This window comes from Pantoea sp. T14, assembly GCF_036663535.1.
GTDB lineage: Bacteria > Pseudomonadota > Gammaproteobacteria > Enterobacterales > Enterobacteriaceae > Pantoea > Pantoea phytostimulans.
Window position 1 is genome coordinate 174,296 of sequence record NZ_JAWUEB010000024.1, and the last position, 25,976, is coordinate 200,271.

General features: G+C 52.4%; 31 protein-coding genes. 14 read left to right on the forward strand and 17 right to left on the reverse strand.

What is annotated here, in order from left to right:
- Positions 1-35 precede the first annotated feature (35 nt).
- From ptsN to SC127_RS12020, 9 genes are all read right to left on the reverse strand, one after another.
- Positions 36-515, reverse strand: a complete 480-nt coding sequence (gene ptsN / locus SC127_RS11980) for a PTS IIA-like nitrogen regulatory protein PtsN (RefSeq protein WP_215848351.1) — start codon at positions 513-515, stop codon at positions 36-38.
- 153 nt (positions 516-668) lie between these two features.
- Complete coding sequence (hpf, locus tag SC127_RS11985; protein WP_215847822.1) at positions 669-956, reverse strand: ribosome hibernation promoting factor; 288 nt, start codon at positions 954-956, stop codon at positions 669-671.
- A gap of 21 nt (positions 957-977) precedes the next feature.
- Positions 978-2,411, reverse strand: a complete 1,434-nt coding sequence (gene rpoN, locus SC127_RS11990) for an RNA polymerase factor sigma-54 (protein WP_332626634.1) — start codon at positions 2,409-2,411, stop codon at positions 978-980.
- Positions 2,412-2,459: 48 nt separating this feature from the next.
- The gene (gene lptB / locus SC127_RS11995; RefSeq protein ID WP_243078733.1) at positions 2,460-3,185 is read right to left on the reverse strand and encodes an LPS export ABC transporter ATP-binding protein; all 726 of its coding nucleotides are present in this window, start codon (positions 3,183-3,185) and stop codon (positions 2,460-2,462) included.
- A 5-nt stretch (positions 3,186-3,190) separates the two neighbouring features.
- Entirely contained in the window at positions 3,191-3,745 is a 555-nt protein-coding gene (gene lptA, locus SC127_RS12000) for a lipopolysaccharide ABC transporter substrate-binding protein LptA (RefSeq protein WP_243078732.1), read from the reverse strand.
- Entirely contained in the window at positions 3,714-4,289 is a 576-nt protein-coding gene (lptC, locus tag SC127_RS12005; RefSeq protein WP_215847820.1) for an LPS export ABC transporter periplasmic protein LptC, read from the reverse strand. Before lptC ends, lptA begins: the two co-directional genes overlap by 32 nt.
- Positions 4,286-4,852: a 3-deoxy-manno-octulosonate-8-phosphatase KdsC gene (gene kdsC, locus SC127_RS12010; protein WP_332626637.1), complete on the reverse strand. Its 567-nt coding sequence runs from the start codon at positions 4,850-4,852 to the stop codon at positions 4,286-4,288. Before kdsC ends, lptC begins: the two co-directional genes overlap by 4 nt.
- A 13-nt stretch (positions 4,853-4,865) precedes the next feature.
- Positions 4,866-5,852: an arabinose-5-phosphate isomerase KdsD gene (kdsD, locus tag SC127_RS12015; protein ID WP_215847818.1), complete on the reverse strand. Its 987-nt coding sequence runs from the start codon at positions 5,850-5,852 to the stop codon at positions 4,866-4,868.
- Between the two features lie 16 nt (positions 5,853-5,868).
- A complete protein-coding gene (locus SC127_RS12020) occupies positions 5,869-6,849 on the reverse strand; it encodes a calcium/sodium antiporter (protein WP_215847817.1) in 981 nt (326 codons plus the stop codon).
- 226 nt (positions 6,850-7,075) lie between these two features.
- Here SC127_RS12020 and mlaF point away from each other — a divergent pair, with 226 nt between their 5' ends.
- From mlaF to murA, 7 genes are all read left to right on the forward strand, one after another.
- Positions 7,076-7,891: a phospholipid ABC transporter ATP-binding protein MlaF gene (gene mlaF, locus SC127_RS12025; protein WP_215847816.1), complete on the forward strand. Its 816-nt coding sequence runs from the start codon at positions 7,076-7,078 to the stop codon at positions 7,889-7,891.
- A gap of 4 nt (positions 7,892-7,895) precedes the next feature.
- Positions 7,896-8,678 (forward strand): lipid asymmetry maintenance ABC transporter permease subunit MlaE, encoded by a 783-nt coding sequence (mlaE, locus tag SC127_RS12030; RefSeq protein WP_215847815.1) that lies wholly within the window; start codon positions 7,896-7,898, stop codon positions 8,676-8,678.
- 4 nt (positions 8,679-8,682) lie between these two features.
- A complete protein-coding gene (gene mlaD, locus SC127_RS12035) occupies positions 8,683-9,225 on the forward strand; it encodes an outer membrane lipid asymmetry maintenance protein MlaD (RefSeq protein ID WP_215847814.1) in 543 nt (180 codons plus the stop codon).
- Between the two features lie 17 nt (positions 9,226-9,242).
- Positions 9,243-9,872, forward strand: a complete 630-nt coding sequence (mlaC, locus tag SC127_RS12040; RefSeq protein ID WP_332626640.1) for a phospholipid-binding protein MlaC — start codon at positions 9,243-9,245, stop codon at positions 9,870-9,872.
- Between the two features lie 2 nt (positions 9,873-9,874).
- Positions 9,875-10,180, forward strand: a complete 306-nt coding sequence (gene mlaB, locus SC127_RS12045) for a lipid asymmetry maintenance protein MlaB (protein ID WP_215847812.1) — start codon at positions 9,875-9,877, stop codon at positions 10,178-10,180.
- 113 nt (positions 10,181-10,293) lie between these two features.
- Positions 10,294-10,551 (forward strand): BolA family iron metabolism protein IbaG, encoded by a 258-nt coding sequence (ibaG, locus tag SC127_RS12050; RefSeq protein WP_215847811.1) that lies wholly within the window; start codon positions 10,294-10,296, stop codon positions 10,549-10,551.
- A 67-nt stretch (positions 10,552-10,618) separates the two neighbouring features.
- A complete protein-coding gene (gene murA / locus SC127_RS12055) occupies positions 10,619-11,878 on the forward strand; it encodes a UDP-N-acetylglucosamine 1-carboxyvinyltransferase (protein ID WP_215847810.1) in 1,260 nt (419 codons plus the stop codon).
- A gap of 75 nt (positions 11,879-11,953) precedes the next feature.
- Here murA and SC127_RS12060 read toward each other — a convergent pair whose 3' ends face one another.
- Both SC127_RS12060 and ispB read right to left on the reverse strand, forming a co-directional pair.
- Positions 11,954-12,256 (reverse strand): helix-turn-helix domain-containing protein, encoded by a 303-nt coding sequence (locus tag SC127_RS12060; RefSeq protein ID WP_243078730.1) that lies wholly within the window; start codon positions 12,254-12,256, stop codon positions 11,954-11,956.
- A 239-nt stretch (positions 12,257-12,495) separates the two neighbouring features.
- Positions 12,496-13,467 carry an octaprenyl diphosphate synthase gene (ispB, locus tag SC127_RS12065; RefSeq protein WP_215847809.1) on the reverse strand — a complete coding sequence of 324 codons (972 nt, stop codon included), beginning with the start codon at positions 13,465-13,467 and terminating at the stop codon, positions 12,496-12,498.
- Between the two features lie 257 nt (positions 13,468-13,724).
- Here ispB and rplU point away from each other — a divergent pair, with 257 nt between their 5' ends.
- The 3 genes from rplU (at position 13,725) to cgtA (ending at position 15,725) form a co-directional block, all read left to right on the forward strand.
- The gene (gene rplU / locus SC127_RS12070; protein WP_193405201.1) at positions 13,725-14,036 is read left to right on the forward strand and encodes a 50S ribosomal protein L21; all 312 of its coding nucleotides are present in this window, start codon (positions 13,725-13,727) and stop codon (positions 14,034-14,036) included.
- 15 nt (positions 14,037-14,051) lie between these two features.
- Complete coding sequence (gene rpmA / locus SC127_RS12075; RefSeq protein ID WP_243078729.1) at positions 14,052-14,309, forward strand: 50S ribosomal protein L27; 258 nt, start codon at positions 14,052-14,054, stop codon at positions 14,307-14,309.
- A gap of 243 nt (positions 14,310-14,552) precedes the next feature.
- The gene (cgtA, locus tag SC127_RS12080; protein ID WP_243078728.1) at positions 14,553-15,725 is read left to right on the forward strand and encodes an Obg family GTPase CgtA; all 1,173 of its coding nucleotides are present in this window, start codon (positions 14,553-14,555) and stop codon (positions 15,723-15,725) included.
- Positions 15,726-15,771: 46 nt separating this feature from the next.
- Here cgtA and SC127_RS12085 read toward each other — a convergent pair whose 3' ends face one another.
- The 5 genes from SC127_RS12085 to SC127_RS12105 are packed head-to-tail and all read right to left on the reverse strand — an operon-like array spanning position 15,772 to position 20,628.
- Positions 15,772-16,191: a hotdog fold thioesterase gene (locus SC127_RS12085; protein ID WP_215847807.1), complete on the reverse strand. Its 420-nt coding sequence runs from the start codon at positions 16,189-16,191 to the stop codon at positions 15,772-15,774.
- A 3-nt stretch (positions 16,192-16,194) separates the two neighbouring features.
- A complete protein-coding gene (dhbA, locus tag SC127_RS12090; RefSeq protein ID WP_215847806.1) occupies positions 16,195-16,953 on the reverse strand; it encodes a 2,3-dihydro-2,3-dihydroxybenzoate dehydrogenase in 759 nt (252 codons plus the stop codon).
- Complete coding sequence (locus SC127_RS12095) at positions 16,953-17,804, reverse strand: isochorismatase family protein (protein WP_243078726.1); 852 nt, start codon at positions 17,802-17,804, stop codon at positions 16,953-16,955. Before SC127_RS12095 ends, dhbA begins: the two co-directional genes overlap by 1 nt.
- An 18-nt stretch (positions 17,805-17,822) precedes the next feature.
- A complete protein-coding gene (locus SC127_RS12100) occupies positions 17,823-19,439 on the reverse strand; it encodes a (2,3-dihydroxybenzoyl)adenylate synthase (protein ID WP_215847804.1) in 1,617 nt (538 codons plus the stop codon).
- A gap of 10 nt (positions 19,440-19,449) precedes the next feature.
- Positions 19,450-20,628: an isochorismate synthase gene (locus SC127_RS12105; protein WP_243078725.1), complete on the reverse strand. Its 1,179-nt coding sequence runs from the start codon at positions 20,626-20,628 to the stop codon at positions 19,450-19,452.
- A 177-nt stretch (positions 20,629-20,805) separates the two neighbouring features.
- On the opposite strand from SC127_RS12105, the gene fepB reads away from it, so the two are divergent.
- Entirely contained in the window at positions 20,806-21,774 is a 969-nt protein-coding gene (fepB, locus tag SC127_RS12110; RefSeq protein WP_332626644.1) for a Fe2+-enterobactin ABC transporter substrate-binding protein, read from the forward strand.
- On the opposite strand, the gene entS is transcribed toward fepB, so the two are convergent.
- Positions 21,769-23,019, reverse strand: coding sequence for an enterobactin transporter EntS (gene entS / locus SC127_RS12115; protein WP_332626646.1), 1,251 nt, complete (start codon positions 23,017-23,019; stop codon positions 21,769-21,771). The genes fepB and entS overlap by 6 nt on opposite strands.
- 145 nt (positions 23,020-23,164) lie before the next feature.
- Between entS and fepD the strand changes: the two genes are divergently transcribed.
- Genes fepD through SC127_RS12130 form a run of 3 tightly spaced genes read left to right on the forward strand, consistent with a single transcriptional unit; the run spans position 23,165 to position 25,925 of the window.
- On the forward strand, positions 23,165-24,154 hold the full coding sequence (gene fepD / locus SC127_RS12120) for a Fe(3+)-siderophore ABC transporter permease (protein ID WP_332626648.1): 990 nt from the start codon (positions 23,165-23,167) through the stop codon (positions 24,152-24,154).
- On the forward strand, positions 24,151-25,131 hold the full coding sequence (fepG, locus tag SC127_RS12125; protein WP_332626650.1) for an iron-enterobactin ABC transporter permease: 981 nt from the start codon (positions 24,151-24,153) through the stop codon (positions 25,129-25,131). The genes fepD and fepG overlap by 4 nt, the downstream gene beginning before the upstream one ends.
- Positions 25,128-25,925, forward strand: coding sequence for an ATP-binding cassette domain-containing protein (locus SC127_RS12130; RefSeq protein ID WP_215847800.1), 798 nt, complete (start codon positions 25,128-25,130; stop codon positions 25,923-25,925). The genes fepG and SC127_RS12130 overlap by 4 nt, the downstream gene beginning before the upstream one ends.
- Positions 25,926-25,976: the final 51 nt, after the last annotated feature.

Genomic DNA, 25,976 nt, shown 5'->3' on the forward strand with positions numbered 1-25,976 from the left:
CGTTTTAAAACCGGCACCGGGCCGGTAAAGACGCTTTACTGTTCTGACTGGCCTTCTGTAATAATCGCGTAGAGCTCTTCATTACTTTGCGCCGCTCGCAGGCGACGACAGACGGTTTTATCTGCCAGTCTTTTCGCCACCAGTGAAAGAGTATGCAAGTGCGTTTTGCATTGATCTGCGGGAACCAGAAGGGCAAACAACAGATCGACCGGCTGATTATCCACCGCGTCAAAGGCGATGGGCTGTTCAAGACTAATGAACACGCCTACCGCGCGCAATGTATCTTCATCCAGCTTGCCGTGAGGAATCGCAATTCCATTGCCAATACCGGTGCTTCCCATGCGCTCACGGGTAAGAATTGCTTCGAAAAGCGTTTGGTGCGGCAGGTTGAGCTGCTTGGCGGCCAGTTCGCTGATAATTTCCAGCGCCCGTTTTTTGCTCTGGCAATGTACGCTGCTGCGGGTGCAGTCCAGCGAAAGTACGGAGCTCAATTCCAGTGTCAGATCGTTGTTCATCATCGTTTCACTTGCGAGTTCACTTAGCCACTCACGTTCGCATATAACCGCTATGTTGACGTCAGATGGCGCTGGCTTAGATGACAAAACGGGGCGGTTAATCCGCCCCATCCTGTGCGCTCTAGCGCGTTAAGCGCTTAACCAGCGTGAAGGTTAGTGTTTTTTCAGTTTGTCTTTGTGTTTGGTCAGTTGACGGGTGAGTTTATCAATCAAACCGTCAATAGCCGCATACATATCTTCCGCTTCCGACGTGGCGTGCAGTTCGCCACCGCTGACGTGTAAAGTCGCCTCGGCAATTTGATTGACCTTCTCGACTTTCAGAATAATATAAACCTGATTGATACGATCAAAGTAGTGTTCCAGTTTGGCAAACTTACCGTTAACGAATTCACGCAGAGGTTCGGTGATTTCGACATGTTGCCCAGTGAGGTTCAGCTGCATAGGTCTTCCTTCTCATTTCTGTCAAACCAGCTGTTTACGCTGGTTCGATGGCGGGATGGATAAAGACTCGCGGTACTTAGCGACGGTTCGACGCGCCACCATGATCCCTTGTTCAGATAACATGGAGGTGAGCTTACTGTCGCTCAAGGGCTTGGCAGGATTTTCCGCCGAAATTAATTTTTTGACCAATGCACGAATCGCAGTAGACGATGCTTCGCCGCCACCTTCGGTATTCACGTGACTGGAGAAAAAATACTTCAATTCAAAGATGCCACGCGGGCTATGTAAATATTTTTGCGTGGTAACGCGGGAAATTGTCGATTCATGCATTTCAACGGCTTGCGCAATATCTGCCAATACCATTGGACGCATAAACTCTTCGCCTTGTTCAAAAAAAGCGTGTTGTTGTTCAACAATACAACGAGTCACTTTTAGCAACGTATCGTTGCGGCTTTCCAGGCTTTTAATGAGCCACTTTGCTTCCTGCAAATTACTACGAATAAATTGATTATCGCTGTCGTTGCGCGATGAACCCCCCATCGCAGCATATTGCTGGTTGATCTTTAAACGTGGCACGCTGTCAGCGTTGAGATCCACTGTCCAGCGTGTGCCGACTTTACGTACCAGCACGTCGGGAATCACATACTCAGGTTCGCCGGTATTCACCGATTGGCCAGGACGCGGATCCAGTGATTGGATCAGCTGCATGGCCTCTTTCAACACATCTTCTTTTAAACGCGTTACGCGCATCAGACTGCGGAAATCGTGATTAGCCAATAAGTCGAGGTGGTTGCTAACGATCAGTCGCGCCTCTGCCAGCATCAGCGTATCAGGAGCATATTGTGAAAGCTGCACCAGTAAGCAATCACGCAAGTCACGAGCGCCAACGCCGATGGGATCAAAACGTTGGATACGTTTTAATACGGCCTCAACCTCATCAAGCTCAAGCTCTTCATTGCCGATGCTGTCGAGGATCTCTTCAAGCGAAACGGTAAGATACCCGGTATCATCGATGGCATCGACAATGGAGGTCGCAATCGCGCGATCGTTATCGGTAAAAGGTGTTAATCCCACCTGCCACATCAAATAATCTTGCAATGATTGTGTTGTTTCGCCTTGATAAATAGGCAATTCATCATCTTGATAATCGGTTCCGGTGCCTGAAGGCGTGCCTGCGGTATAAATCTCGTCCCAGGTTGCATCAAGCGGCAGCTCTTCCGGCATATCTTTCTGCTCTAACGCTTCACGTGTATCCAGCGCTTCGGCTTCTTGATATTCGCGGGAATCAACTTCGTCGTGCAGATCGGTTTGTTCAAGCAGCGGATTACTTTCCAGCGCGAGTTGTAGCTCTTGCTGAAGTTCAAGCGTTGAAAGCTGCAGCAGACGAATGGCCTGTTGCAGCTGTGGTGTCATCGCCAGCTGTTGGCTGAGCCTGAGTTGTAAACCTTGCTTCATAGACAGGATTGATTTTCCTCAGCAAACGTCAGTGTTAGCGACACCTTATCAGAGTCTGAACTCTTCGCCCAAATAAACCCGCTTAACTTGCTCATCTGCAAGAATTTCTGTAGGCGTGCCGTGGGCAATCAAGTGACCTTGGCTCACGATATAGGCGCGTTCACATACCGCCAGCGTTTCACGAACGTTGTGGTCGGTGATTAGCACGCCAAGGCCGCTATCACGCAAGTGTTCAATGATCTTTTTGATGTCGATAACTGAGATGGGGTCAACACCGGCAAACGGTTCATCTAACAGAATAAATTTTGGATTTGCGGCCAGGGCACGCGCAATTTCGACGCGACGACGTTCACCCCCAGACAATGCCTGTCCCATGCTGTCACGCAGGTGTTCGATGTGGAACTCTTCCATCAGCTCGTTAGCACGATCCTGACGTTGCTCTTCAGTCAGATCATCACGGATTTGTAACACCGCCATGAGATTGTCGAACACGCTCAGGCGGCGAAAAATGGACGCTTCCTGAGGAAGATACCCGATGCCACGACGCGCGCGCGCATGCAGCGGCAGGATACTGATATCTTCATCATCAATGATAATGCGGCCCGCATCGCGCGGCACAATGCCCACGACCATATAAAAAGTCGTGGTCTTGCCCGCACCATTGGGACCCAGCAGGCCGACAATCTCGCCGGACTTCACTTGCAGACTAACGTCTTCTACCACGCGACGGCCTTTATATGCCTTCGCCAGGTTTTCTGCGATTAATGTGGCCATAGCTATCAGTTACTCTTTTTTCCGCTGTTGGACGAACCTTGCTTATCTTGCAACTGCGATGGCACCAGCACGGTGGTCACTCGTTTGCTTTGACCCTGACTGTACGCCTGCATTTTTTGTTCTTTAACCAGATACGTTATGCGATCGCCTTTGATGTTGCTGTCTTGCTGTTCGATGTACGCATTGCCAGTTAACTCAACGAAATCGTTGGCCAGTTCGTAATGCAATTTTGAGGCATGGCCCTGAACCGGTTTGCCGCTGTCCTGCATTTGGTAGAAAGTGGCGGGGTTACCGTAAGCATCAACAATGGTTTTCTTGCTGTCGCCGCCAGGACGCGTAACCACCACTTTGTCCGCAGTGATTTTGATCGAGCCTTGCGTCACGATAACATTGCCGGTAAAGGTGGCCACGTTGCCTTGCAGATCCAGCGCCTGGTTCTGCGAATCGATATTCACGGGTTTATCCGAGTCACCGGTCAAGGCCAGCGCTGGAACACTGGTCGCAAGCAGCACGCTGGCCAGTAAATACTTAAGGCTGTTTTTGTTCATTTTGAATTTCATAAGAAGTTTTGACCTTTTCGATTAACTCGGCGTTTTTTGTCCGTAAATTACCGCGCATTTTCATGCCGGTAGAGTTAAAGCTGCGGCCATAGAGCGTTACCTGGTCGTCAGACGTCACGTCCTGACTGACAAGGTTCACTTGAGCGTTGTCAGTTTTGATACGCTGAAGCTGAGAATCCTGCGTCAGCGTAGTGAGCTCAACATGTCCATACAGATAAAGCATACGATCTTTGGTCAGCTTTGCTTTATCTGCGCGTACCGACCAGGTTGGCACTTTGTTTTCATCGTAAGTGGTCATCACTGGATTATCGAACCAGCTCAACTCATCGACTGAAAAGTAGGTCACCTTGTCTGAAACCAGCTTGTACGTCAGGGCACCTTGCGGGTTATACACCACCGTATTGGAGTCTGCGCTGGTGTAAGTTGGCGCCTGATCGTTAGCAACGGGCGCGCTAGTGTCGTCCTGATTAGTCAGATTCCAGCCGATAAGAACCAGTGCAATCAAAGTCAGAATCAGCGTTATCCAACGCCTGCTTTTACTCATACCGATTGCCCTTTGGCATCCTCAAATTTATCTTGCGCCATTAAGATCAGATCGCATAATTCACGTACCGCACCGCGTCCACCGGCGATACGCGTCACGTAATTGGCGCGTGGCAGTAAAACAGGATGTGCATCTGCAACAGCAACACTCAGACCTACTTTGGCCATAACCGGCCAGTCGATGAGATCGTCACCGATGTAGGCAACCTGTTCATCAGAAAGAGACAGTTTATCCAGAAGTTCACGATAGGCCAAAAGCTTATCCGACTGGCCCTGATAAAGATGACGTATGCCGAGGGTTTTGCAGCGATCTTCCATCAGTCGAGCGTTGCGGCCGGTTATAATAGCCACTTCTACATCGGAGGTCAGCAGGCAGCGAATGCCGTAACCGTCGCGGACATTGAAAGCCTTCAGCTCTTCACCGTTATTTCCCATGTAAATGACGCCATCTGACATCACGCCATCAACATCACAAATCAGCAAACGAATCTCACTGGCGCGCGCCATTACAGCGGCACTAACCGGTCCGTAACACGTTTCAACGGTGGCACTTTCTAACGGCATTCTCTTTTCCTGTTCAGACCACGCCTGCGCGCAGCATGTCATGCATATGTACCACACCGAGCAGACGATCGTCATCGGCCACCAGTAGCGCGGTGATGTTTTTGGTTTGCATCAAATTCAAGGCATCCACCGCCAGGACATTAGGGCGAACGCGAATGCCGCCACGCGTCATTACTTCTGCAATGGTTGCCCGCTGGAAATCGATGCCCATGTCGAAGATGCGGCGTAAATCACCATCGGTAAAGATGCCTTCAATTTTCATCAGATCGTTAACGATAACGGTTAACCCGAGGTTTTTACGCGTAATTTCCAGCAGCGCATCACGCAGAGAAGCGTCGTGCGTGACATGCGGCATTTCATCACCGCTGTGCATAATATCACTGACGTGCAGCAGCAGTTTGCGACCCAACGCGCCGCCTGGGTGTGAAAGGGCGAAATCTTCAGGCGTGAAACCGCGTGCTTCTAATAGCGCAACGGCTAATGCATCACCCATGACCAGGGTGGCGGTAGTACTGGTGGTGGGCGCAAGGCCGAGCGGACAAGCTTCCTGCGGCACCTTAATACATAAATGCACATCAGCCACGCGTCCCATGGCGCTTTCAGCGCGGCTAGTCATGCAAATGAGTTTGATTTTTTGACGCTTGATCACCGGGATCAACGCCAGAATTTCGTTAGACTCACCGCTGTTTGAAATGGCAATGACAACATCATTACTGCTCACCATGCCAAGATCGCCATGACTGGCTTCGCCAGGATGAACAAAAAATGCTGGGGTGCCGGTGCTGGCAAACGTTGCTGCCATCTTTTTACCGATATGACCCGATTTGCCCATTCCCATGACCACAACTTTGCCTTTACAGGCGAAAATCATGGCGCAAGCACGCGCGAAATCCTCATTGATATATTGGTCGAGTTGTTCCAGTCCTTCACGCTCAATGCGCAGCACCGCTTTTCCTGCTTGCTGGAAATCAAAATCACCGATCGATTGCTGATGTGACATGGCAAATCTGTCCTTTTTATCCGTCTATAAACGCCGGCTGTAACCACAGCAGCGTAACCCAGACGATGAACCCACAGAGTAAAAGTGTACCTGCGGTGCGGCCTATACGGCGGCGGCGCAGTAAGCAAAGCAGAGCAAAGAGGGCGCTTACGCCGAGCATGACCCAATAATCACGTGCGAAGGCGTGATAATCTACGCTGCCAGGATGCATCAGTGCCGGCAGGCCCAGCACAATGGCAATATTATAAATGTTGGCACCGATCAGATTACCGATAGCGATATCATCTTCACCTTTCAGCGCACCCGCGATGACGGTGGCCAGCTCTGGCAAACTGGTGCCGACTGCAATTATCGTCAGGCCCATGACGAGTTCACTGACGCCGAAATAGTCTGCAAATACCGTGGCGTTATCGATCACCATACGTGTCGACATCGGTAAAATAATCAGCGCAACGGCCAGCCAGAGAAAGGCTACCGTGTTATTGCCCTCTTCGCGTGGCAGTTCAGCCAATTGTTCACGCGTTAACGTGTCATTGTTATTAAGTTCGGCTTTACGAGCAATGCGGATCACCACGATCAAATAGAGGGCGGCAATGGCAATCAATCCCAGACCATCAAGTCGACTAAGATGATTATCAAACAGCATAATACCGCTCAGTAATGAGACCAGCAGCATTAGCGGCAGTTCGCGGCGAATCAGATTTGAATGGACAGTCAGCGGGTGCAGTAAAGCCGCTCCTCCCAAGATCAGCAATATATTAGTAATGTTCGAGCCCAGCGCGGTGCCAACAGCGAGATCCATTTGACCATGCTGCGCCGCTGAGAAGGAGAGAATGATTTCTGGCAACGACGTACCCATGCCGACCACCGTCATGCCTATAATCAACGGTGGTATGCCAAATGAGCGGCAGAGAATCGAGGCGCTAAACACCAGACGATCGGCACCATAAGCCAGTAAAAGCAGACCGATAATCAGCAGTGCGGTAGCTACGAACATTAAAAATCCTTGCGTGTAAATCGGGGTCGGCACGCTTTGTCCGACTGATTTAAGATTCTGTGTGCTGAAACAGGCGCTGATTTTGACCGCCTAAACGACAAAAGTAAATTTTATGCCCGTTTTCGCTAAATCTTAGCGGTAAGTTTCTGTAAAGCTATCGTGCAACAAGGTTGAACAGGCTACCATCGTACCCCATGTTTACGCCCGATCTGCATAAGAGGTAAGAATGATCCAGCAGCAAACGAATCTGGTAGAGGTTCGTGGCGTGAGTTTTTCGCGCGGAGATCGCAAAATCTTTGATGACATTTCGCTCACGGTGCCGAAAGGTAAAGTGACGGCGATAATGGGACCATCGGGGATAGGTAAAACTACGTTGCTACGCTTGATTGGCGGCCAGCTTCAGCCTGATGGCGGAGAAATCTGGTTCCGTGGCGAAAATATCCCCACGCTTTCACGCGCTAAATTGTACGAAGCGCGTAAAAAAATGAGCATGTTGTTTCAGTCTGGCGCGTTGTTCACCGATCTTACCGTCTATGAAAACGTGGCCTGGCCGCTGCGTGAACATACCCAATTGCCGCCGGCTCTGCTACACAGCACGGTGCTAATGAAGCTAGAAGCGGTGGGTTTGCGCGGCGCGGCCCAGCTGAAACCCGCCGAGCTTTCCGGCGGTATGGCACGTCGCGTGGCCCTGGCGCGTGCAATTGCGCTTGAACCTGAATTAATCATGTTTGACGAACCTTTTGTCGGCCAGGATCCCATCACTATGGGCGTGCTGGTTAAATTGATCGATGAATTGAATCACGCCTTAGGTCTGACCTGCATCGTCGTGTCGCATGATGTGCCAGAAGTGTTAAGTATTGCGGATTACGCTTATATCGTGGCAGGACAAAAAATTATTGCACAGGGTAGCACGCCGGACCTGCGGGCAAATCCCGACCCACGCGTGCGCCAGTTTATTGATGGGATTGCGGATGGACCTGTCCCATTTCGTTTTCCGGCCGGCGATTATCTTGCCGATTTAACCGGCTCAGGGAGAATTTAAGCTGATGTTATTGAAGGCACTGGCGTCATTTGGACGTCAGGGAATTGAAACCTGTGCCAGCTTTGGCCGCGCAGGCTTAATGCTGTTTCACGCACTGGTGGGTAAGCCAGCGTTTCGCAAACACGCGCCGCTGCTGATAAAGCAGCTTTATAGCGTCGGCGTCCTGTCATTGCTCATTATCGTGGTTTCCGGTTTATTCATCGGCATGGTCCTTGGGCTGCAAGGATATCTGGTGCTCACTACGTACGGTGCAGAAACCAGCCTCGGCATGCTGGTGGCTTTGTCGCTGCTGCGTGAACTGGGGCCGGTGGTTACCGCGTTGCTCTTTGCCGGTCGTGCGGGTTCAGCATTGACCGCTGAAATCGGGTTAATGAAAGCCACAGAACAGCTCTCCAGCATGGAAATGATGGCGGTAGACCCGTTACGTCGCGTGGTTTCACCGCGTTTCTGGGCCGGCTTTATCAGTATGCCGTTGTTAGCGCTAATCTTTACGGCGGTGGGAATCGCGGGTGGTGCCTTGGTTGGCGTGAGCTGGAAAGGCATCGATCCGGGTTTCTTCTGGTCTGCGATGCAGAACGCCGTCGACTTTCGTACCGACGTGGTCAACTGCATCATTAAAAGCGCCGTGTTTGCCGTGACGGTAACCTGGATTGCCTTATTTAATGGATATGATGCGATTCCGACTTCTGAAGGAATCAGTCGCGCGACGACGCGCACCGTAGTGCACGCTTCACTGGCGGTGCTCGGTTTGGATTTTGTGCTGACAGCACTGATGTTTGGGAATTGATGCAATGCAAAGCAAAAAAAGCGAAATCTGGGTTGGCGTATTCATGATCATGGCGTTACTGGCCATGCTATTTCTCTGCCTGCGCGTAGCAGATCTTAAATCTATGGGGACCGATCCCACATGGAAGCTGTTCGCGACCTTCGACAACATTGGTGGCTTGAAAGTCAGCTCACCCGTCAAAGTGGGTGGCGTGGTTATTGGTCGCGTTACAGATATTTCTCTTGAACCGAAAACGCTGCTGCCGCGTGTCACCATGGATATCAGCGACCAGTACGCGGATAAAATCTCCGATACCAGTTCACTGGCGATTCGTACGCAAGGCTTGTTAGGTGAGCAATTTCTGTCGTTGAATTTAGGGTTTGACGATCCCGAGCTGGGCTCGGCGATGCTGAAAGATGGCGATACATTACGCGATACTAAGTCGGCGCTGGTGCTGGAGGACCTGATCGGTCAATTCCTGTATAAGAGCGGCGATAATAAAGACAATAACGATAATAAGGATGCGCAGGGCAGTACCAATGCTGCTGCGGCACCGGTTCAACCTTAAGAAAGAGGTCACACACGATGTTTAAACGTTTACTGATGATTGCCATGTTGGTGTTAACACCGTTAGCAGCGAATGCCGCCGATCAGAGCAATCCTTATAAAATGATGAATGAGGCGGCGCAGAAAACCTTTACGCGCTTGAAAGTAGAGCAGCCGAAGATCAAGCAGGACCCCAATTATTTACGTGAAATCGTACGTCAGGAGCTTCTGCCATATGTGCAGATTAAATATGCAGGCGCATTAGTGCTGGGTCGCTACTATCGTGATTCGACTCCGGCGCAGCGTGAAGCCTATTTCAGTGCATTTGGTGATTATCTGGCGCAGGCTTATGGTCAGGCGCTGGCGTTGTATAACGGCCAATCCTATCAAATTCAACCAGAGCAGCCGATTGGCGATACCAATATCGTGGCGATCCGTGTGTCGATAATTGACCCCAATGGCCGCCCACCGGTTCGCCTGGATTTCCAGTGGCGTAAAAATAGCCAAACAGGAAACTGGCAGGCTTACGATATGATTGCTGAAGGCGTTAGCATGATTACGACTAAGCAAAATGAATGGAGCGATCTGCTGCGCACCAAAGGTATTGACGGTCTGACGGCGCAACTGAAGCGTTCTGCTGCTCAGCCGATCACGCTGGATAAACAGTAACAATGGGCGAATCACTTCGCTGGCAGCGTGATGCCAGCACGCTGTTGCTCAGCGGCGAGCTTGATCGCGATACGTTGCTGTCCCTATGGCAGCAGCGAGATACATTGATCAAGGATGTTCAAACCATCAATGTTGCCGCGCTGGAGCGCGTAGATACGGCAGGATTAGCTTTGTTGGTGCATCTACGAGAAATTGCCCGCGCTCAAGGCATCACGCCATGTTTCAGTGGGATCAGCGATAAACTGCAATCTTTGATTACCCTTTACAATCTGCAGCAGATTATTGTTTCTGCGGATAAAAACGCCTGATTTCCTTCTGTTAAGCTAAGCCCCTGTTTTGTACAGGGGCTTTTGCGTATTTAAGAGTCAGGCGCTTTCCTCTAAGATGTCATCCTTATTATTATCAAGTGAAGTTAAAAGCAATGGAAAACAGTGAAATTCAGGCTGTGCTAATGCAAGCACTGCCTTTGGACGAAGTCCATGTGATGAGCAATGATGGCAGCCACTTCCAGGTTATCGCGGTGGGCGAGCTGTTTGGCGATCTTAGCCGCGTAAAGAAACAGCAGGCTGTCTACGCGCCGCTGATGGAATATATTGCGGATAATCGCATCCATGCTGTCTCCATCAAAACCTATACTCCCGCTGAATGGGCACGTGACCGTAAACTCAACGGTTTCTGAGTCGTCAGCGTGGCGAGCTCGCCACTGGCGAGCCCAATCTTTAGCTAGTTAATTGAGAGCCGTGTTAATGGACAAATTTCGTGTGCAAGGCCCCACCCGCTTAAGTGGTGAAGTAACCATCTCTGGGGCGAAGAATGCCGCGCTGCCTATCCTGTTTGCCGCGTTGTTGGCTGAAGAGCCGGTTGAAATTCAAAATGTGCCAAAGCTGCGGGACATTGATACCACCATGAAGCTGCTGACCCAGCTGGGTGCAAAGGTTGAGCGCAACGGTTCCGTACACGTCGACGCCAGTGCAGTTGATATTTTCTGTGCGCCTTACGATTTGGTTAAAACCATGCGTGCTTCTATCTGGGCGCTTGGCCCACTGGTTGCACGTTTTGGTCAAGGACAGGTTTCACTGCCAGGCGGCTGCGCAATTGGCGCGCGCCCGGTTGATTTGCACATTACCGGTCTTGAGCAACTGGGTGCAGAGATCAAGCTGGAAGAGGGCTATGTTAAAGCCTCTGTGAATGGCCGCCTGAAAGGCGCGCTTATTGTCATGGATAAAGTCAGCGTTGGCGCAACCGTGACAATCATGAGTGCTGCAACATTGGCAACCGGCACCACCGTGATTGAAAATGCCGCTCGCGAGCCGGAAATCGTCGATACCGCGAACTTCCTGAACACGCTGGGCGCAAAAATCAGCGGAGCGGGCAGTGATAAAATTACCATCGAAGGTGTTGAACGCTTAGGTGGCGGTGTTTACCGTGTTCTGCCCGATCGTATTGAAACCGGTACGTTCCTGGTAGCAGCGGCCATCTCTGGCGGGAAAGTACTGTGCCGTAACACGAAACCTGACACCCTGGATGCGGTGTTAGCAAAATTGCGTGATGCTGGTGCCGATATCGAAATCGGTGAAGACTGGATCAGTCTCGATATGCATGGCAACCGCCCGAAAGCGGTTAACGTGCGTACCGCGCCACATCCAGGTTTCCCAACCGATATGCAGGCACAGTTCACGTTGTTGAACATGGTTGCAGAAGGTACCGGTGTTATTACCGAAACCATTTTTGAAAACCGCTTTATGCATATCCCAGAATTGATTCGTATGGGCGGTCATGCCGAGATAGAAAGCAACACGGCGATTTGTCATGGTGTAGAGACGTTATCGGGTGCGCAGGTTATGGCCACCGATTTGCGTGCTTCTGCAAGCCTGGTGCTGGCAGGCTGTATTGCTGAAGGCACGACGTTTGTTGATCGTATTTATCACATCGATCGCGGCTACGAACACATTGAAGACAAACTGAAAGCGATGGGTGCGGATATTGAGCGCGTCAGTGGCGAATAAGCACGCCTAAAGCTTTGGTTGAACAAGCCAGCCTCGGTTTCCGCGGCTGGTTTTTTTTGTGCACTATCCAACAATCTATTCTGAGTCCGATTCGGCTTTTAGTGCTGCGCTATCGGCCAAGGGCCGGATACGTTTTTTCCGATCCAATAAACATTGGGTGATGGGATCGTAATAGCGACTTGGCCAAATTTCTGCAGGATGGACCTTGATCGCATCCGCGATCAGCCATTCGCCTTTGGGCCAAGGGCGCGATAACGCATTTGCCAACGTTGATGAACTCAACCCTGCTTCGCGGGAAAGCGCGGCCAAAGTCGTACCACGTTTACGTAGTGCCGCGATAATGTCGGCGGGGTGCCAGTCTTCATTCCTTTTTTGCATAAACCTGTTCTCCTTGTCCTTGTTAATGCGTCACCCTGAGGGCGATCCTCATTCTCTTTGAATATCATAACTGGAAAGTTCTGGGTCTTTATAGCAAATAATTTCCATTAAGTTCCAGTAATATTCGGATCGAACGCATAGAACTGCGCGGCCTGGCGCAAAAGCCTTGCAAAAGATGTAAGCCAGACAGAAGAAGGGGGGAAATCAAAGAAACGGAGCCGTTTAAGGCTCCGTGAGGATTAGAAATCGCGTTGTACTGACATGTGCGCGAGCGATTCCAGCGCGCGACGCCACGGTGTTTCCGGCAGGATTTTCAACGCAGCAATCGCTTTATCCGCTTCTTGCTCTGCGCGCGAGCGCGTCCATTCTAATGAACCGCATTGATGCATTGCTTCTAGCACCGGCTCCAGCAAATGACGTCCGTTGCCTTGCTCAATCGCTTCGCGGATCATCTTCGCCTGTTCCGGCGTGCCGTGCTGCATGGCATGAAGCAGTGGCAGAGTTGGCTTGCCTTCGCTGAGATCGTCGCCTGTGTTTTTGCCTAGCGTTTCACCGTCGGCACTGTAATCCAGTAAATCATCAATTAACTGGAAAGCGGTACCAAGAAAACGGCCATAATCCTGCAACGCTTTTTCCTCTGCAGGTGTGGCTTCAGCAAGAATCGCGGATGCCTGAGATGCAGCTTCGAACAGGCGCGCAGTTTTACTGTAAATCACGCGCATGTAACTCTCTTCGGTGATGTCGGGATCGTTGACGTTCATCAACTGTAAGACTTCACCTTCTGCAATCACATTCACCGCTTCAGACATCAATGCCAGTATGCGCAGCGAGCCCATGCTGGTCATCATCTGAAAGGCGCGAGTGTAAATAAAATCGCCTACCAGCACGCTTGCTGCATTACCGAATGCAGCATTCGCTGTCGCTTTGCCACGGCGCATATCGGATTCATCCACCACATCATCATGCAACAGCGTGGCGGTATGGATAAATTCGATCAGCGCCGCATTGGTCACATGCAGGTCACCCTGATAGCCCATTGCGCGAGCGGAAAGCACGGCAATCATCGGACGGATGCGCTTTCCGCCGCCACTGATGATGTAATATCCCAGCTGATTGATGAGCGAGACATCTGAATCGAGCTGGTCGAGGATGGTCTGGTTAACGGCAGCCATATCCTGCGCGGTTAATTCATTTATCTGTTCTAAGTTCATTCGTCTTTTCAGCTATGACTCGTTTCTCTGCCATGGTAATTGCTTTTACCCAGCCAGCGTTCAGGTTATCTGTTACTGATTGTACTTGAATTTTCAGGTTGATAAACGTTTGCGTTCAGCCTGTGTTTTTTTTCTGCAAGAGAGTGCAAAGTGCTCTTGTCTTCTCCTAGAGTTTTGCGTAGAATTCGCGCCCTATTGTGAATATTTAGCGCGCCGCCTGATCAACTAAAAAGGCAAGCGCAGAAGCGGAGTTTTATATGTACGCGGTTTTCCAAAGTGGTGGTAAACAACACCGAGTAAGCGAAGGTCAGACCGTTCGCCTGGAAAAGCTGGACATCGCAACCGGTGAAACCATTGAGTTTGACCAGGTTCTGATGATTGCAAATGGCGAAGACGTGAAAATCGGCGCGCCACTGGTTTCAGGCGGTGTTATCAAGGCTGAAATCGTTGCTCATGGTCGTGGCGAGAAAATTAAGATCGTTAAGTTTCGTCGTCGTAAGCACTACCGTAAGCAGCAAGGCCACCGTCAGTGGTTCACTGACGTGAAAATCACTGGCATCACTGCCTAACAGGAGATCTGAGAAATGGCACATAAAAAGGCTGGTGGCTCGACTCGAAATGGTCGTGACTCCAATGCAAAACGTCTGGGTGTTAAGCGTTTCGGTGGTGAATCTGTTCTGGCAGGTAGCATCATCGTTCGTCAACGTGGAACCAAATTCCACGCAGGTAACAACGTAGGTTGTGGTCGTGACCATACCCTGTTTGCTACCGCAGACGGCAAAGTACAATTCGAAATCAAAGGTCCGAACAACCGTAAATACATCAGCATCGTTGCTGAGTAAGGTTGTCGTGACGCAGACGTTTAACGTCTGAACGCACGAATTGAAGGCCCCGCAACTCATGCGGGGCTTTTTACATTCTGCGCTTGGTTGCCTTAAAGGCGACGCATCACAAAAGTTTGCTGTACACTTTATGTACGCACTGGCGAAAGCCAATCCTGATTTATCCGCCGCTGGTCAGCGCAGAAGACCCTGGCGGACCCGTTTGCAACTGTGTTGCAGACGATTGTGTGACGGAGAGAGAAAATGAAGTTTGTTGATGAAGCAACAATTTTGGTTGTTGCAGGCGATGGCGGTAATGGTTGCGTCAGCTTCCGCCGCGAAAAATATATCCCGAAAGGGGGTCCAGACGGCGGTGATGGTGGCGATGGCGGTGATGTTTATCTGCTCGCTGATGAAAACCTGAACACGCTGATCGACTATCGCTTCGAAAAATCCTTCCGCGCAGAACGTGGACAGAACGGCCAAAGCCGTGACTGTACCGGTAAACGCGGCAAAGACATCGTTATTAAAGTCCCTGTAGGGACGCGAGTAATTGACCAAGGCACCGGTGAAACGCTGGGCGACATGACGCGCCATGAGCAGAAGCTGATGGTCGGCAAAGGTGGCTGGCACGGTTTAGGCAATACCCGCTTCAAATCCTCGGTAAACCGCAGTCCACGCCAAAAAACCATGGGTACGCCTGGTGAGAAGCGCGACTTGCAGCTGGAGCTGATGCTGCTGGCAGACGTCGGTATGCTTGGCTTACCGAATGCCGGTAAATCGACATTTATCCGTGCTGTTTCTGCCGCTAAACCTAAAGTTGCGGATTATCCGTTTACTACGCTGGTACCAAGCCTTGGCGTCGTGCGTATGGATAGCGAGCAGAGTTTCGTGGTCGCTGATATCCCGGGTCTGATCGAAGGCGCAGCGGAAGGCGCAGGCTTAGGCATTCGCTTCCTGAAGCACCTCGAGCGCTGCCGCGTATTACTGCATCTGATCGATATCGCGCCAATCGATGAAAGCGATCCGGTTGAAAACGCGCGCATTATTCTTGGTGAGCTGGAAAAATACAGCGAGAAGCTCTTCAACAAGCCACGCTGGTTAGTGTTCAACAAAACTGACCTGCTGAGCGAAGAAGAGGCGCAGTCGCGTGCTAAAGCGATTGCTGAAGCGCTGGGGTGGGAAGATAAGTATTACCTGATCTCTGCTGCCAGCCGCAATGGCGTTACTGATTTGTGTTGGGACGTGATGAGCTTCATCAACGCCAATCCAAAAGAAGCCGATGTCGAAGAGAAACAGCCGGAGAAAGTGGAGTTCATGTGGGATGATTACCACCGTGAAACCATTGAGAATACGGTTGAAGAAGAAGATGACGAAGAGTGGGACGACTGGGATGAAGAAGACGACGAAGGCGTCGAAACTGTCTACCAGCGTTAAGCATTTACGTCTCATCAAAACTTGCCCCATCGGGGCAAGTTTCGTTTTATCCTAGCACCGCCACACTGAGCCGCGCGCTACAGCACAATTGATCCCGCTTGTTACGAATTTCAATCTGCCATACCTGACTACGCGAACCCAAATGCAGTGGACGACAAATGCCGCGCACCTCGCCGCTGGAAACCGCACGATGATGGCTGGCATTGACTTCAACGCCCACCACGCTGCTGCCTTCATCCACGCACATGTACCCCGCAATCGACCCCATTGATTCAGCCAATACCACAGACGCACCGCCGTGTAACAGACCAAAAGGTTGATGAGTACGCGCGTCTACTGGCATTGTGGCCTCGAGATAGTCATCACCGATCACGGTGAAAACGATCCCCACATGCGCCACCAGTGAATTTTCACCCAGCGCATTCAATGCGTCTAAACCGATGGATCGTTTCCAGATCGCTGCCATGCCTTACGCTCCTAACGTTGCGCCGCCGTCGACCACAATATCTTGCAGCACCACATGGCTGGCCAGATCAGAGGCGAGGAATAGCACGTTAGCCGCAACTTCTTGTGGCTTAGCGATTTTACGCAACGGAATACCCAGCTTGAATTGTTCCGGGAAGCCCTCAATCATCTCCTGCTCGCCGGTTGGCGTGTGCCACAGGCTGCGCTGCATATCGGTATCGGTCGATCCTGGCGAAACGATATTACAACGCACACCGTATGGCGCCATTTCTAGCCCAACGGTTAAACACAGGCTGCGTAGCGCAGCTTTCGATGCGCCGTAAGCAGACATACCGATGCGCGGCGCATGTGCTGCGTTAGAGGCAATGGTGACAATAGCGCCCGCACGTTGTTCACGGAACACCGGCAAGGTTTGCTGGAACAGGTTAAATGCGCCGCCAGCATTCACCGCCAAACACGCTTGCCAGTCAGCGAAGGTCAGTTCATCGGTTGCACCAACGCGTAAAATTCCCGCTGCATTGACCAACACATCAATACGCGGCTGCGCGGTCAGAACACGCTGGCAAACTGTTTTCACCTGGTCAGGGTTGGCGACATCCATGGTGTGGCAAGGAAACGGATAATCATGCTCGTGAAAACGCAGATCGAATGCTTCTACCTTCGCCCCAGCCTGGTGAAAAGCCAACGCAGTATGATAACCAATCCCTTGTCCGGCACCGGTTACCCACACAATCTTCCCGCTGAAATCAAACGTGTTATTCATTACGCTGGCTCCCGTGAAAGCAGCGCCCACCAGCCATCTATGCTCGGATTTTTTGCCAGGCTGACGAAATCAATATCGCTATGAACCTGACGCCAGCGTGCCGCCAGCGACATTACGCGCACTGAATCCAGACCGTAATCGATCAGGTTTTCGTCATCTTCTGGCACGTCATCATCTTCCAGCAGCGGCAGGATCAGCGCACGCAGATCATCTTTACTGAGCGGCAACGGCATTAGGTCGGCGGTCATTACCACTTTTCCGCTGCGGCCTGCTGTATAAGTCAGCGCCATCATGTGTTCGTCGCGGGTAAAATCTGCCAGCGCATCCGCCACCATAAAGGGCTGAATATTACGCATAAAGGCATCCGTTGCGGTCGTCAGGCAGCCAATGTGCGCGTAGACACCCGTGATGATCAACTGATCGCGGCCCATCTCTTTCAGCGTTGCTTCCAGTGGCGAACGATGAAAAGCGCTGTAACGCCACTTCGTCAGCACATGGTCATCTGCATCCGGGGCTAGCGCCTCAACGATTTTCTGCTGATCGGGATGCTTGTTCAGTCCCGGTCCCCACATATCATTGAGCAGGGCGCGATCTTCATCGCTTTGTTCATTGGGCTGCGCGGTATAAAACACCGGAATACCCTGCGCTTTACAGTAGCGGCGCAGTCGGGCGATGTTCTCGACCACTTGATTGACGAGCGGGCTGTTTTCGCCCCAGAAGTTAAGGAAATAGGCCTGCATATCGTGAATCAGTAAAGCTGCGCGCTGAGGCTCCAGCGTCCATTTCACTTTGTTGTTTGGCAACTCGGTGGCAGTTGGCAGCGAATATGAGGTCAATTTTGGAATAGCCATTAAAATCTCCAGAACAAATCAGGCTTGCGCTTGTTGATCAGCAAGTTGTTGGCGCAGACGTTTTTTGTCCACCTTGCCGACGGGGGTCAGCGGCAGGGCATCTACGCAGGTAATACGATCGGGCAGTTTAAATTCGGCAACGCCCAGCTCACGCAGGTGGCGACGCAGCACCACCGGTTTGATCGGTTGGCTGGCGACAATAAAGGCACAGCTTTTCTCGCCCATCAGCTCATCGTTCATTGAAACCAACGCCGCATGGATCACATCTGGATGGCGTTGCAGCAAGTTCTCTATCTCTTCCGCCGCGATTTTTTCGCCGCCACGGTTGATCTGATCTTTTTCACGCCCCTGCACAATAATGTTGCCGTCTGGCGTCATTTCGATCAGATCGCCGGAGCAATAAAATCCATTTTCATCAAAGCTGGCGGCATTGTGTTCCGGGCTGTTGTAGTAGCCGCGGAAGGTATAAGGGCCACGCGTCATCAGGCGGCCAACTGCGCCAACGGGCAGCGGATTACCGTTCTCATCAGCCACCCAGACTTCATCATCAGGAGAGATCGGGCGGCCTTGAGTGGTGAGAATGGTTTTCTCATCATCGTCCAGTCGGGTGTAGTTGACTAAGCCTTCGGCCATGCCAAACACCTGTTGCAGCTTGCAGCCAATCTCAGACTGAATGCGCGCGGCTAAGGTTTCGCCTAGCTTGGCACCGCCAACCTGAATGCGTTGCAGAGATGCCAACGGCTTGTTGGTTCCCCATTCCTGGATGGCCTGTAACCACAGACTCACCGCGGGCGGTACTAAACCGGTGTCAGTGATTTGATGCTTTTCGATCAAGGGGAAGCAGAGCGTCGCGCTGGGGTCAGCCGCTAAAATCACTTGCCCGCCTGCGTCAAATACGCCAAGCGCGCCCGGCGAACTCATTGGAAAATTATGTGCAGCGGGCAGGGCGATCAGATAACGCGTTTCTGCCGTAACGTGGCAAATCACATTGCTGTCGCGGATGCTGTAATAGTAGTCGTTATGGGTACGCGGAATCAGTTTTGGCGTACCGGTGCTGCCGCCGGAGAGCTGGAAAAAGGCCACTTCATCGCCCGCTGTTGGCGTCGCGTTGAATTCTCCTGCCGCTTCTGCCAGCAAGGATTCCAGGGTGTTTTCCGGTTGAGTATCATTGCGCAGAATAACCTGTTGCAGTGAAGCGTGTTCACGGCAAAGCTGTTCAATAAAGCGGTCATCAGCGAACAGCGCGTGGCTGCGATCGGCGATCAACAGTTTCGGTTCGATCTGGCTGGCGTAGGCGCTGAGTTCGGTGCGTTGATGGCTGAACAGCGCATTCACGGGCGCAACGCCAATTTTAAACAGGGCAAACAGTGTCAGGTAAAACTCCGCCACGTTGCCGAGTTGAACCAGCGCAGTATCACCATTTTTTAGGCCGCGTCTTTGCAGCGCAGCAGCCAGGTTATCGCTGAGTTCAGCGAGCTGACGATAGCTGAACTGACGATCGCCATCGATTACTGCCACGGCATCGCTGTTTTTATGTCGTGCCAGAATGTCGGTCATCGGCACATCAAGCCAGTAACCTTTTTCGCGGTAGCGCGCGGCGAGATCTTCAGGCCAGCGGCTGTATGAAATTGTCATGGAATACCCTTTATTGCAGTCCAAATGCGCGAAGCATGGTATCGAGTTTAACGCCAGTTTCACGCCATTCTGATTCAGGTTGTGAATCGGCAACAATACCTGCGCCAGCAAAAAGTTGAACGCGTGCACCTTTAACCGTGCCGCAACGAATCGTGACAACCCACTCACCGTTGCCTTGATCGTCACACCAACCGACGATACCGCCAAACAGCTGGCGTTCGAACGGCTCCAATGCCTGAATCAGGCGCTGAGCGCGCTGGTGCGGGAAGCCACTTAACGCCGGGGTTGGATGCAGCAGGCACGCCAGCGACAACGCATTTTCCTGCTCATCCAGCACTTCGCCATCAATCTGCGTGGCAAGGTGCCATAAGGTCGATGTGGTGATTAATGAGGGAACAGTGGGCACTGAAAGCAAACGGCTACGCGGTTGCAGCGTTTCGCGCATCGCATCGGTCACTAATTTGTGTTCATGACGATCTTTATCAGAGTTCATCAAGGTTTCGCCGGCGGCGCGGTCGCGTTGGCTATCATTCTCACGGCGGGCAGAACCCGCCAGCGGACAAGAGCTGAAATCGCGGCCCTGTTTACGCAGCATCAATTCCGGGCTCGCGCCGACCAACGCGCCGCCTTCCGGCAGCGGCAGGTGGAAGTGATAGCTGTTAGGGTTTTGCGCGACAATACGTTGCATCAACGCCGCCGTATCAACGGGCTGTTCGGTAGCGATATCCATCAAGCGCGACAGCACCACTTTATCCAGATCGCCGCGCTGCGTTGCCGCAACAGCTTGCGCCACCATCGAAGTAAAAGCGTCGTGATCCGGCACCGCAGTACGACGGCGCACATGCGGCAACGTCTCTTCGGGCGCCGTTTGCGGCACGTTTAAATCTGCACGATTGAAGGTTTGATAAGACTCAGGAATAAACAGCGCAGAAGGCTGATTGACGTCAAACGGGATTGCGCCCACCAGAATCGGATTCGCAATGCCCTGTTTTCTTGCAGATGCAAAGTGCTGCTGCAATTGTTGTTGAAAATCCCCGCCCAACGCCGCGCCATCTTTTACCGGCGTGGTAATGGTAGTGAAACAGCCTTGGGTTGTCAGACTGCGCCACGGGGAAGTAAACAGAAAGCCACGGCACAGCGCCGAGAAATCCTGCAACAAGGGATTTTCAAACGTCAACGTTTCCACCATAATTTTCACCTATAAATGATAAGATAATTAATAATGATTATCATTTGTATTGTGGCTCTGTAAGCTACGTTGATTAGTTTGGAGTGTCAATAAATTCGCGGGGTTTCGACTGCGTTTTCATGCTAAATCAGCATATTGAGCAGGGTTTTTGTCACAGCTAAAGGTGGATTGGATCTTATGTATAAACGGGATTTTTGGGCGATGATCGCCCTCTTTTTCGCCAGCATGCTGGTTCTCAGTGGCGTTGCTCACGCTGAAAATGGCTGGCCGCGCACGGTGCAGGGCGCCAAAAACAGTATCACTTTGCAGCAGGCACCCACGCGCATTGTTTCCACCAGCGTCACGCTCACCGGTTCTTTATTGGCGATTGATGCACCAGTGATCGCCAGCGGCGCGACAGCACCTAATAGTCGACTCGCTGATGCACAAGGTTTCTTTCGTCAGTGGGGCGATGTCGCAAAACAGCGCGGGGTAAAACGTTTATACATTGGCGAACCCAGTGCAGAAGCGATCGCCGCTGAAGCGCCTGATCTGATCGTCGTCAGTGCAACAGGCAATGATTCAGCCATCAAGCTGGTTGATCAGCTTTCAGCCATCGCGCCGGTGTTGGTGGTGAATTATGACGATAAAAGCTGGCAGCAGCTGGTGGGTGTTTTGGGTGAAGCGACCGGGCACGAAGCCCAGGCAACGGCGCGCGTCAAAGCTTTTGACGATCATGAAAACGCGCTGAAAAGTAAATTAACGCTGCCACCACAACCTGTTTCTGCCATGGTGTGGAACGGAGATGGGCGCGCGGTAAATCTGTGGACTGCTGAATCTGCGCAGGGCAAGTTGCTGCAACAGTTGGGTTTCACGCTGGCGACGCCGCCGGTCAATATTCAGCAAGGGCACAGCATGGGGCAGCGCAAAGACATTATTCAGTTATCGGGTGAAAACCTGGCGGCTGGCCTAAACGGCAACAGTTACATGCTGTTTGCCGCCGAGGATAAAACCGCCCATGCGGTGATGAATAATCCATTCCTGAAGCAAACGCCTGCGGTAGAAAAAAAGCAGGTCTATGCGCTAGGTCTGGACACGTTTCGCCTCGATTATTACAGCGCCAGCAACCTGCTGACGCGTCTTGAGCAGCTGTTTGTTAAATCATAAGCTTTGTTCCGCCAGCTTTGGCGCTGGCGGTTGATAACGTCGCAACTGTCCCATTACCATCCACATCAGCACACCCAACAGCGCGGCAGCAAAACCAAACAGGCTTGCCGCCTGTTGCGGCAGCAGCAAAGAACCCATTGAACCAAGGATGGCAGCGCCTATTGCATCGCCTGTGACGTTCTGCGCCGTCCACAAGCTATTAATGCGACCTAACAGCGCATCCGGCGTCAAGGTTTGGATCATCGCGTACTGTACCAGGCTGTTGATCGCGCTGAAGTAGCCAAACGCCACTAAACAAACCAACCCCAATTCAAAGCGTGGCATCAGGCTAAACAAGCCGAGGGCGATAAAGGCTGCAATCGCGCTGGCTAATACTAAGAGACCCGGACGCGACGAATGGGTCAGTCGCCCGCTGGTCAGCGCGCCTACGGCAGCGCCGAGCGGCACGGCGGCATACATCAGCCCGAGCTGATCAAGGTCAACCTGCCAATGCGGTGCCAACGATGGATAAAGCACCCGTACCGCGCTGGCTAACGTGACCAACGCCCCAATCAGCGCAACCATGCCGACAATCGGGCTGGCAAACAGAAATTGCACGCCGGTGGCTAAGGCTTTAAGCGGATGTTCTCGCGGCTGAGGCGGCGGAGATAACGCCGGTAATCTCAACAGCGTTAACACCGTCAGTAGCGTACCGAAAGCGGCTAACCCATAATTCCAGGCGACGCTGCCGTGGGCAATCACTAATCCTGCAATGGCTGGCGAAAGAATAGAGCCAAAGCGCACTGTTAACATAGTAATCGCGCCCGCTTTCATGATGTTTTCACGGCCTACCAGCGCGGGCGTGGCGGCCAGCAGCGCCGTTACGCCAATCGCGCCAAAAAAGCCGTCCCACAATCCCAGCGCAAAGACCGCGATTACCGAAGGTTCAGGCAGCAGCGCATTAATGCACAGCGCGACAAAACCCAAGCCGCAGGTGGAGCGGGCAAACAGAATAAGACGACGACGTTCATAGCGATCGGCTAATACGCCACCGGTAAGCAGGCCGATAAACATTCCCGCGCCTGCCAACGTGACGGATAACCCGACCAACAGCGGCGAATGGGTGAGATGTTGAATTTGTACCGGAACGGCAACGGCTAGCATGCCGAGCGAAACAATGGAGATAAAGCGAGCAATAAACACGGCGCGAAAAGCGGGATGTGTTTTAAGCAGGCTGAGATCGATAAAGTAGGAGGGTTTGTTCATTTCATCGCCTATAAACGCCGATTTTCCTCGTCATTGAGTGAATAAGTCATGGTAACATACAAAAATACGAGTAATAACGATAATAAGTATCATTATCAAAGTGGCTTGCCCGCAGTGTCGTTGATCAGTGAAGGTTTAAAACGTTATGCGCCAACTCCGTGCGATAGCAGGTTCAGGGATGCTGTTGCTGCTGCTTCTTGCGCTCAGTTTAATGCTGGGAGCAAAATCTATTGCTTTACATGATGTCACGCACGCGCTGTTTTCAAGCTGCACCAGCGCCGACTGCGTAATAGTACGTGATGCGCGCTTGCCGCGAACCCTGGCGGGCTTATTAGCGGGAATTGCGCTGGGCATTGCTGGCGCTTTGATGCAGAGCCTGACGCGTAATCCGCTCGCCGATCCCGGTATTCTGGGGGTTAACGCTGGCGCGGGCTTTGCCGTGGTGATTGGCATAGCGCTGTTTGGCGCAGATTCACCGCTGGACTGGCTCGGCTTTGCTTTTGCCGGTGCGCTGACCGCCTCTTTGCTGGTGGCCTTAACGGGCGCGATCGGCGGCGGCCGCGTGAACCCGGTTCGCCTGACGCTGGCGGGCGTGGCGCTCGGCGCAGTGCTTGAAGGCTTGACCTCCGGCTTATCGCTGCTGAATCCTGAAATCTACGATCATCTGCGCTTTTGGCACAGCGGCTCGCTCGATATCCGCAACTTCTCTGTCCTGAAAACCACCTTTCCTGCGGTTGTGATTGGCTGTGCCGTGGCGCTGCTTCTGGCACGATCCTTAAATAGCCTGAGCATGGGCGGTGATATGGCGACCGCGCTGGGCACGCGCGTGGCACGCACGCAACTGTTTGGACTGCTGGCAATTGCGCTGCTCAGCGGGGCTGCAACCGCTGCCGTTGGGCCGATTGCGTTCGTTGGATTGATGACGCCTCATTTAGCGCGCTGGCTGGTGGGCAACGATCACCGCTGGCTGCTGCCGGCTACTTTATTGATGACGCCTTGCCTGCTGCTCGCGGCCGATATTCTGGGCCGCATAGCGGTACCGGGTGAACTGCGTGTTTCGATTGTTACCGCGATTCTTGGCGCACCCATGTTGATTGTGTTAGTACGACGCAAACTGGGAAGAGGGCAAATATGAGTCGGATGATGATCAACAGCATTGTCCTGCTGGTCGCGTGCCTGTTGCTGGCCTTTTTAGGCGTAACGCGCGGGACCTTACCGATTTCCGCTGAGCAGCTGTGGCAAGTGATTAATGGTGATGCAGCACGCAATATCCAGTTAATCGTGATCGAATGGCGCATGCCACGCGTGTTGATGGCGCTGTTGATTGGCGCGGCACTAGGCGTCAGCGGCGCGATTTTCCAGTCTCTTCTGCGCAATCCGCTGGGCAGTCCCGATATTCTCGGCTTTAACACTGGCGCTTACAGCGGCGTATTGGTGGCGCTGGTGCTGTTTCAACAGAACATCGAAGGCATGACGTTGGCCGCGCTGCTGGGTGGCTTGATCACTGCTGGCGTGGTGTATCTGTTTGCCTGGCGAAACGGTGTTGATACCTTTCGGTTAATCATTGTCGGAATCAGCGTGCGCGCCCTATTAATGGCGCTGAACAGCTGGCTGATCATCAGCGCTTCGCTGGAAGCCGCACTCAGCGCCGGTTTATGGAGCGCCGGATCGCTCAACGGCATTACCTGGGCCAAAACGACGCCTGTTATCCTCGTATTGCTGTTGGCAATGGTAGCAACCGCCTTATTAGCACGGCGCATGCGCCTGCTGGAAATGGGTGACGATACCGCTTGTGCGCTGGGCGTGCCGGTCGAACGCAGCCGCATCTGGCTGATGTTGATCGGCGTAGTGCTAACGGCCGCGTCTACTGCATTGGTGGGACCTATCTCGTTTATTGCCCTGTTGGCACCGCAAATTGCCCGCCGTTTGTCGGGCGGCGTGAAAGGCGCTTTGCCGCTGGCGGCATTGTGTGGCGCGCTATTGCTGACGGCAGCAGATTACGCCGCACAGCACTTTTTCTTGCCTTACCAGTTGCCGGTTGGCGTGATTACCGTCAGCCTTGGCGGACTTTATCTGATTGCCTTACTGATACGGGAGGCGCGACGCCAATGACAGGCACATCCAGGTTACAAGGTGATGCACTCACGCTGGGCTACGATAAGAAAATCGTGGCCGAAAATCTCTCGGTAGCCATTCCTGATGGCGAATTAACAGTGATTATAGGCCCCAATGCCTGCGGTAAATCCACGCTGTTACGCACCTTAAGTCGTTTGACTGCACCGCTGAAAGGGCAGGTCATGCTGGATGGCGAAGCCATTGCGCGTTATGCCACTAAAGAGGTCGCGCGACGGTTGGGCTTGTTGCCGCAAAGCTCTAATGCACCCGCCGGGATCAGCGTCAATGAGCTGGTGGCGCGCGGGCGTTATCCACATCAAGCCTTATTTGGTCGCTGGCGTGACGAAGATGAAGCAGCGGTGCAGCAAGCGATGCTGGCAACCGGTGTCGCAGATTTGGCTAATCAGCAGGTTGATACACTTTCTGGCGGTCAGCGGCAGCGCGTGTGGATTGCGATGGTGCTGGCCCAGCAAACGCCGCTGCTGCTGCTGGATGAGCCGACAACCTGGTTGGATATCACCCATCAGATTGAATTATTAGAGTTAATGCAGGATTTGAATCAGCAGCATGGCCGCACGCTGGTGGTGGTACTGCACGATCTTAATCAGGCGTGCCGTTACGCCACCCATCTGATTGCGATGCGCCATGGGCGCATTATCGCGGAAGGCAAACCCAGCGAAATCATTACACCTGCGTTGATTGAATCGATTTATGGACTGCGCTGCATGATTGTTGATGATCCGGTCGCGCATACGCCAATGATTGTACCGCTGGGTCGGTCACGCACATAAACAGATTTCAACGGACAGTGTGCGTGTTGGTCACTGACGTATTCAGGCCAA